Annotated in this window: 5 protein-coding genes; 3 read left to right on the forward strand and 2 right to left on the reverse strand. The window is 65.0% G+C overall.

Annotation, left to right across the window (positions count from 1 at the left end; translation table 11 throughout):
* Nucleotides 1–134 precede the first annotated feature (134 nt).
* The gene (locus tag ACH49N_RS21010; RefSeq protein ID WP_109333248.1) at nucleotides 135–1,154 is read right to left on the reverse strand and encodes a beta-ketoacyl-ACP synthase III; all 1,020 of its coding nucleotides are present in this window, start codon (nucleotides 1,152–1,154) and stop codon (nucleotides 135–137) included.
* Between the two features lie 285 nt (nucleotides 1,155–1,439).
* On the opposite strand from ACH49N_RS21010, the gene ACH49N_RS21015 reads away from it, so the two are divergent.
* The 3 genes from ACH49N_RS21015 to ACH49N_RS21025 all read left to right on the forward strand — a co-directional run bounded on the left by ACH49N_RS21015 (nucleotide 1,440) and on the right by ACH49N_RS21025 (nucleotide 5,154).
* Nucleotides 1,440–2,555: a DUF4185 domain-containing protein gene (locus tag ACH49N_RS21015; RefSeq protein WP_159924161.1), complete on the forward strand. Its 1,116-nt coding sequence runs from the start codon at nucleotides 1,440–1,442 to the stop codon at nucleotides 2,553–2,555.
* A 57-nt stretch (nucleotides 2,556–2,612) separates the two neighbouring features.
* Nucleotides 2,613–3,236 carry a class I SAM-dependent methyltransferase gene (locus ACH49N_RS21020; protein ID WP_358274419.1) on the forward strand — a complete coding sequence of 208 codons (624 nt, stop codon included), beginning with the start codon at nucleotides 2,613–2,615 and terminating at the stop codon, nucleotides 3,234–3,236.
* 82 nt (nucleotides 3,237–3,318) lie between these two features.
* Nucleotides 3,319–5,154, forward strand: coding sequence for an acyl-CoA dehydrogenase (locus ACH49N_RS21025; RefSeq protein WP_159924157.1), 1,836 nt, complete (start codon nucleotides 3,319–3,321; stop codon nucleotides 5,152–5,154).
* A gap of 110 nt (nucleotides 5,155–5,264) precedes the next feature.
* Here the strand turns inward: ACH49N_RS21025 and ACH49N_RS21030 are convergent, their stop codons facing one another.
* The gene (locus ACH49N_RS21030; RefSeq protein ID WP_358274421.1) at nucleotides 5,265–6,005 is read right to left on the reverse strand and encodes a hypothetical protein; all 741 of its coding nucleotides are present in this window, start codon (nucleotides 6,003–6,005) and stop codon (nucleotides 5,265–5,267) included.
* Nucleotides 6,006–6,224: the final 219 nt, after the last annotated feature.

Consider the following 6,224-nt stretch of genomic DNA (forward strand, 5'->3'; position numbering starts at 1 on the left):
TCATGCCTCCTCGTCCCGGACCCCTGCCTTCTCTTCGCGACAGAGGGTGTCACGCCCGCAGAACAAGCCGGCAGTGACCACGCCCAAAACCTCGGAGCCACGAGTCCGCCGCGGCCCCGAGGTCGGGTACAGGATCAGCTCTTCGGGAGGGCCGGCATCGTCACGACCTGGGCGGCATACGACAGCCCGGCCCCGAACGCGAGAAGCAGGGCAGTGTCGCCCGGCTTCGTGTCGCCGGACTTCAGCATGGCCTCCATGGCCAGGGGCACCGACGCAGCCGACGTGTTGCCGCTCTCGGCGATGTCGTCGGAGACGGGAACACTCTCCGGCAGCTTCATGCTCCGAGCGATGACCTCGGTGATCCGCGAATTGGCCTGGTGCGGGACGAATGCATCGAGGTCGTCCACGGTCATGCCGGCCTTCTCGACCGCACGCAATGCCACCTTGCCCATCTCGAAGGCGGCCCAGCGGAATACCGCGGTTCCGGCCATCTTGATGTACGGGCGGGTGGCGCCCGGCGTCGTGATGTATTCGTACCAATCCAGGTCCTGCACGATGGCGTCGGCCTGCGAGCCGTCCGACCCCCACTCCACCGGTCCGATACCGGCGACGTCACTCTTGCCGACCACGACGGCGCCCGCACCGTCGCCGAAGATGAATCGGGTCGAGCGGTCGGTGGGGTCGGTGGTGATGCTCATCTTCTCGACGCCCACCACCAGGGCGTAGTCGATGGAACCGCCGCGGACCATGTCCGACGCCACGGCCAGGGCGGTACAGAATCCCGCGCAACCGCCCCCGAGGTCGAAAGCGCCCGGGCCGTTGGTCCCCAGCGCGTCGGCGACCACCGCGGCGGCGGGTGGTGTCAGCAGGAGGTACGTCGACGTGGCGACGATGACACACCCGATCTGCTCGGGAGCGATACCGCTCGCCGCGATCGCCTCGCGGCCCGCGGCGATCGACATCGTGACCACGTTCTCGTCCTCCGCGGCGAAGCGGCGATTGCGGATGCCGGAGCGGGACTGGATCCACTCGTCATTCGAGTCGATCAGCTCACAGATCTCGTCATTGGTGACGACCCGTTCCGGCCGGTACACGCCGAGCCCGAGAAGGGCGGACTGCCGACCTCCGGTCAGGGTGGCAATCTGCTTTCCCATCGATCGATCTCCTCATCAGGTCCCGCGTCGTCTCCGCGCGGTGTGGACTTGCTCGTTCCACACGTTACGTCGGCACCGCCCCAGCGGATAGCACCGGTTACTGTTACTCGTCGGTAACATCGGTCCGTCGTGTCCGGACAGAAACGAACGCGCTACTCGAAGCGACACTTCGGCGGGACCCGACTTGCTAGACTTCCCTCGATTTCCAGCAGTTGATCACCGGTAGGGGGAAGGGTCTTACGGACCCGGGGAAGCCGCCTGCTGCTAGAGATGGAGTACCACTTCGTGAAGCGCACCACAGCCCTTGCCACAGCGTCCATCGCCAGCGTCGCCGCCTCGTTGATCGCCTTCGCCGTACCGGCCGCGGCAAACCCGAACGTCGTCAACCCCATTCCAGGGCTCAACGGCACCAACGGTATCCCGCATCTCACCGGCCGCACCCAAGCCGTCGCCCAGCAGACCGGCCTGCTCAGCCCGAACCGCACCCAGGACGCCAACGTCCTCGGCACCGACCTCGGCATCATGTGGGACAACGGCCAAGGGCAGGTCCTCACGGCGTTCGGTGACTCCGCCGGGCTCGGACTGCCCAACCTGCTGTCGGGCAGCATCTGGGCGTGGCGTAGCAGCACCCTGTTCCGCAGTTCCGACGGCATCCTGTCCGACGGCATGAATTTCGACAGTTCCCCGCGCGACATCTTCGGGCAGTCCAAGGAACTTGTTCCCAGTCCCAAGATCCCGTTCGTCGAGATCAGCCGCATCCCCACCGCAGGTGTCGCCGTGGGCAACACCCAGGTGATGAGCATGATGTCGGTGAAGAACTGGGGTCCTGCGGGAACCTGGGAAACCAACTATTCCGGTCTCGTCTACTCGCACGACAACGGTGAGAACTGGACGGTCGCACCCGAAACCCAGCGCCCGAACGTCGGCGGCAACGCCAACTTCCAGATGAGCTCATTCGTCAAGGGTGGTGGCTTCGTCTACCAGTACGGCACGCCGGCCGGCCGCGGCGGACTCGTCCACGTCGCTCGCGTCCCCGAGGCCCAGATCATGGACCTCGGCGCCTACGAGTACTTCGACGGCGGCAAGTGGATCAAGGGGAACCCGGACGTCGCCAAGCCGATCGTCGCCGGAGGCGTCGGTGAGTTGTCCGTTGCGTACAACGAATACCTCGGACAGTTCCTCATGCTGACCACCGACCACAACAACTCCGTCGTGATGCGCCGCTCCTCCTCGATCACCGGACCATGGAGCGGACCCGAGACCCTCGTCGACGCCCGGGAACTCCCCAGCGCGTACGGCGCGTACATCCACCCGTGGTCGTCCGGTCCCGACCTCTACTTCCTCACCACGGTGCACAGCAACTACAACGTGCTGTTGATGCGCACCACCTTGACTCCCTGAGTCCCGAGTCGTTCCACGTTTTCCTCCATGGCCCCGACGCGCACTAGCGTCGGGGCCATGGACGCATCTGACTGGGACGAACGGTATGCAGACAGCGAACTGGTGTGGGGTGCGCCACCCAACGCCGTGGTGGTCGAGCAGGTCACCGCGCTCAACCGGGGTCGGGCGCTCGACCTGGCCTGTGGGGAGGGCCGCAACGCGCTGTGGCTCGCCACCCGCGGGTGGAAAGTGACGGGCCTCGACTACTCCGCTGTCGCGATCGACAAGGCCCGGCGAGTGGCGGCCGAAGCCCCTCGCTCGGTGCGCGAACGGCTCGACTACCGCGTTGCCGATGTCACCGAATCCGACTTCGGCACCGAGTACGACCTCGTCCTCGTCATCTACCTCCATCTGCCGCCTGCGGAGCGTCGCAAGGTTGTGAACCGCGCCATATCCGCGCTGAAACCTGATGGAATCCTCATGATTCTGGGGCATGACGCCGTTAACTTGTCGCAAGGAGTCGGGGGGCCGCAGGATCCCGAAATACTGTTCACCCCAGACGATTTGACGACGGAGCTGAATGGGCGCGTCGCCATCGATCTTGCAGAACGGCGCTTCCGCGAGACGGATGCAGGAACCGCGATCGACGCACTCGTCGTGGCGCACCGCCCGAGTCTTGGCAGTCGGGATATTGGGGCGTAATATCGGCGATGTTACCGACGAGTAATAACTTGGGCGGTACTTACTGATAGACCGCACCATCTCACTGGGAGAGACAGAAGACATGGGCCATTACAAGAGCAACGTCCGCGACCTGGAGTTCAACCTCTTCGAGGTCCTCGGTCTCGAGCAGCCGCTGAGCGAAGGCGTGTGGGGCGATCTCGACGCCGACACCGTCCGCAACATGCTCAGCGAAGTTGCCCGCCTCGCCGAGGGACCGCTGGGTGAGGCGTTCGCCGACGCCGACCGCAACCCTCCGGTCTTCGATCCCGAAACCCACACCGTCACGCTGCCGGAGTCCTTCAAGAAGTCTTTCCGCGCACTGTGGGACGCCGAGTGGTTCCGCATGGGCATCTCCGAAGAGATCGGCGGCGTTCCCGTCCCCCGCTCCGTGGTCTGGGCCATCGGAGAGCTGATCCTCGGCTCGCAGCCGGCCGCGCACATGTACCAGGCCGGACCCGCGTTCGCGGACGTGCTGTTCCACAACGGCACCGAAGAGCAGAAGAAGTGGGCCGCCACCATCGTCGAGCGCGGCTGGGGCGCCACCATGGTCCTCACCGAGCCCGACGCCGGATCCGACGTGGGCGCGGGCCGCACCAAGGCGATCAAGCAGGACGACGGCTCCTGGCACATCGAAGGCGTCAAGCGGTTCATCACCTCCGCAGACTCCGACGACCTCTTCGAAAACATCTTCCACCTCGTTCTCGCCCGCCCCGAGGGCGCGGGACCGGGCACCAAGGGCCTGTCCCTGTTCTTCGTCCCGAAGACGCATTTCAACTTCGAGACCAACGAGTTCGGTGAGCGCAACGGCGTCTTCGTCACCAACGTCGAGCACAAGATGGGCCTCAAGGTGTCCGCCACGTGTGAGGTCACCTTCGGCGGCCACGGCGTCCCGGCCCAGGGCTGGCTCGTCGGCGAGGTCCACAACGGCATCGCGCAGATGTTCGACGTCATCGAGCACGCCCGCATGATGGTGGGCACCAAGGCAATTGCCACCCTGTCGACCGGTTACCTCAACGCGCTCGACTACGCCAAGGAACGCGTCCAGGGCGCCGACCTCACGCAAATGACGGACAAGACCGCCCCCCGCGTCACCATCACGCATCACCCCGACGTCCGGCGCGCCCTCGCCATGCAGAAGGCGTACTCCGAGGGCCTGCGCGCCGTGTACCTCTACACCGCCGCACACCAGGACGAGGCCACCGCGAAGCTCGTCTCCGGTGCCGACAAGGACCTCGCGTTCCGCGTCAACGACCTGCTGCTGCCCATCGTCAAGGGTGTCGGCTCCGAGCGGGCGTACCAGTACCTGACCGAAAGCCTGCAGACCTTCGGTGGCTCCGGCTTCCTGCAGGACTACCCCATCGAGCAGTACATCCGCGACGCCAAGATCGACTCGCTGTACGAGGGCACCACCGCCATCCAGGCCCAGGACTTCTTCTTCCGGAAGATCGCTCGCGACCGCGGCGTGGCACTCGCCCACGTCTCCGGCGAGATCAAGAAGTTCATCGACAGCGAGGCAGGCAACGGCCGCCTCAAGGCGGAGCGCGCCCTGCTCGCCACCGCGCTCGACGACGTCCAGACCATGGCCGCCACCCTCACCGGCTACCTCATGGGCGCGCAGGAGCAGCCGTCCGAGCTGTACAAGGTCGGACTCGGTTCCGTGCGTTTCCTCCTCGCCGTCGGTGACCTGATGATCGGCTGGCAGCTGCTGCGTCACTCGGAGATCGCGATCAAGGCGCTCGACGAAGGTGCGTCCGACAAGGACAAGGCGTTCTACGAGGGCAAGGTCGCCATCGCGTCCTTCTTCGCCAAGAACGTCCTCCCCGAGCTCACCGCTATCCGCGGCATCATCGCGAACATCGACAACGACATCATGGAGCTCGACGAAGCCGCGTTCTGATCGGCTTCCAGCGCTTCTGGTTTCCGCAGACGCACCCCTTCTCCGCACACGCACCGCTTTTCGGACCTTATTCCGGGTGCGTCTGCAGAGGAGGGGTGCGTTTTCGATGCTCACACAGTGCGCACCGTCAGCTTCCGCGGCGCAGGCAGCGCCGAGGGCTCAACCCTCCCCGACGGAGGAAGCGATGCGCCTCCTCGTGCGAGGACCCGCCGGATGCGAGCAGCGAGCCGAAGAGGATCACCCAGGTCTTCCCATGTCCATCGGACCATCTGGAAGCCGAGCTCTCGCATCGCATCTTCGCGCCGTTTCTCGTCGAACACCGCGTCGCCCGGTTGTCGACCAGGTTTCAGCAACCGGGCGTATTTCACGCGTCCGTCGAATTCGCCCAGGAACGCCGAGCTCTCGATGTAGAAGTCGACGCGGCCGAGGATTCTGTCGTCGTATCCCCGAACCACGCCCTGCTGGGATGGCAGGGGAAGCCCCATTGCCGCGAACGTCACTCGACTGCGGGATTCCCCGACACTTTCGCTGTATCCGGTGAGAAAGTGCACCACACGGCGGGCAGCACTCACACCCTTTCGGCCCTGAGCAGATGCGAGTTCGCATTCCAATTCGTCGCGCCTGATACCGAAGGTCCGAACGGCCGCGTCTCCGGTCACAACGGCCTGCTCGAATGGGAGCGTACGGCCGAGATCCACGACCGTCCGTGACGGAGTGGTCACGAGGTACCCGTCGACCTCCACCACGTGGTCGTTCAGTGACGAGCAATGCACCGCCACACGGTTCTTGATACGCCCGCCACCCTGGCGATTTCTGGTGAAGTGCACCCGATCGAGTGGCGTTCTCCACACGGGTAATCCGTATACGACAGCTGCCGATTGGTGACTCAGTACTGCATCCCGCGACATCCGGGGAACCGCGGCGTCGATCAGAAGCCGGTGACGTGCTTCGGGCGTCGCGCGCTCGAACGCCGGTGGCTCTTCTGACCCCTTGATGGGTGATCTCCGCGAGCCTGAACGACGCAACGCCCCCTCTTGCATAGGTTTTGGTTTGCGAAGACAAGACCTAAG

It is taken from the genome of Rhodococcus sp. NPDC019647 (assembly GCF_044389235.1).
In the GTDB taxonomy this organism is placed as follows: Bacteria; Actinomycetota; Actinomycetes; order Mycobacteriales; family Mycobacteriaceae; genus Rhodococcus_F; species Rhodococcus_F oxybenzonivorans.

Bases quoted from the DNA above. Each gene is read 5' to 3' on its own strand.
- ACH49N_RS21010 (WP_109333248.1), bottom strand. From the start codon at position 1,154: ATGGGAAAGCAGATTGCCACCCTGACCGGAGGTCGGCAGTCCGCCCTT.
- ACH49N_RS21020 (WP_358274419.1), top strand. From the start codon at position 2,613: ATGGACGCATCTGACTGGGACGAACGGTATGCAGACAGCGAACTGGTG.
- ACH49N_RS21025 (WP_159924157.1), top strand. From the start codon at position 3,319: ATGGGCCATTACAAGAGCAACGTCCGCGACCTGGAGTTCAACCTCTTC.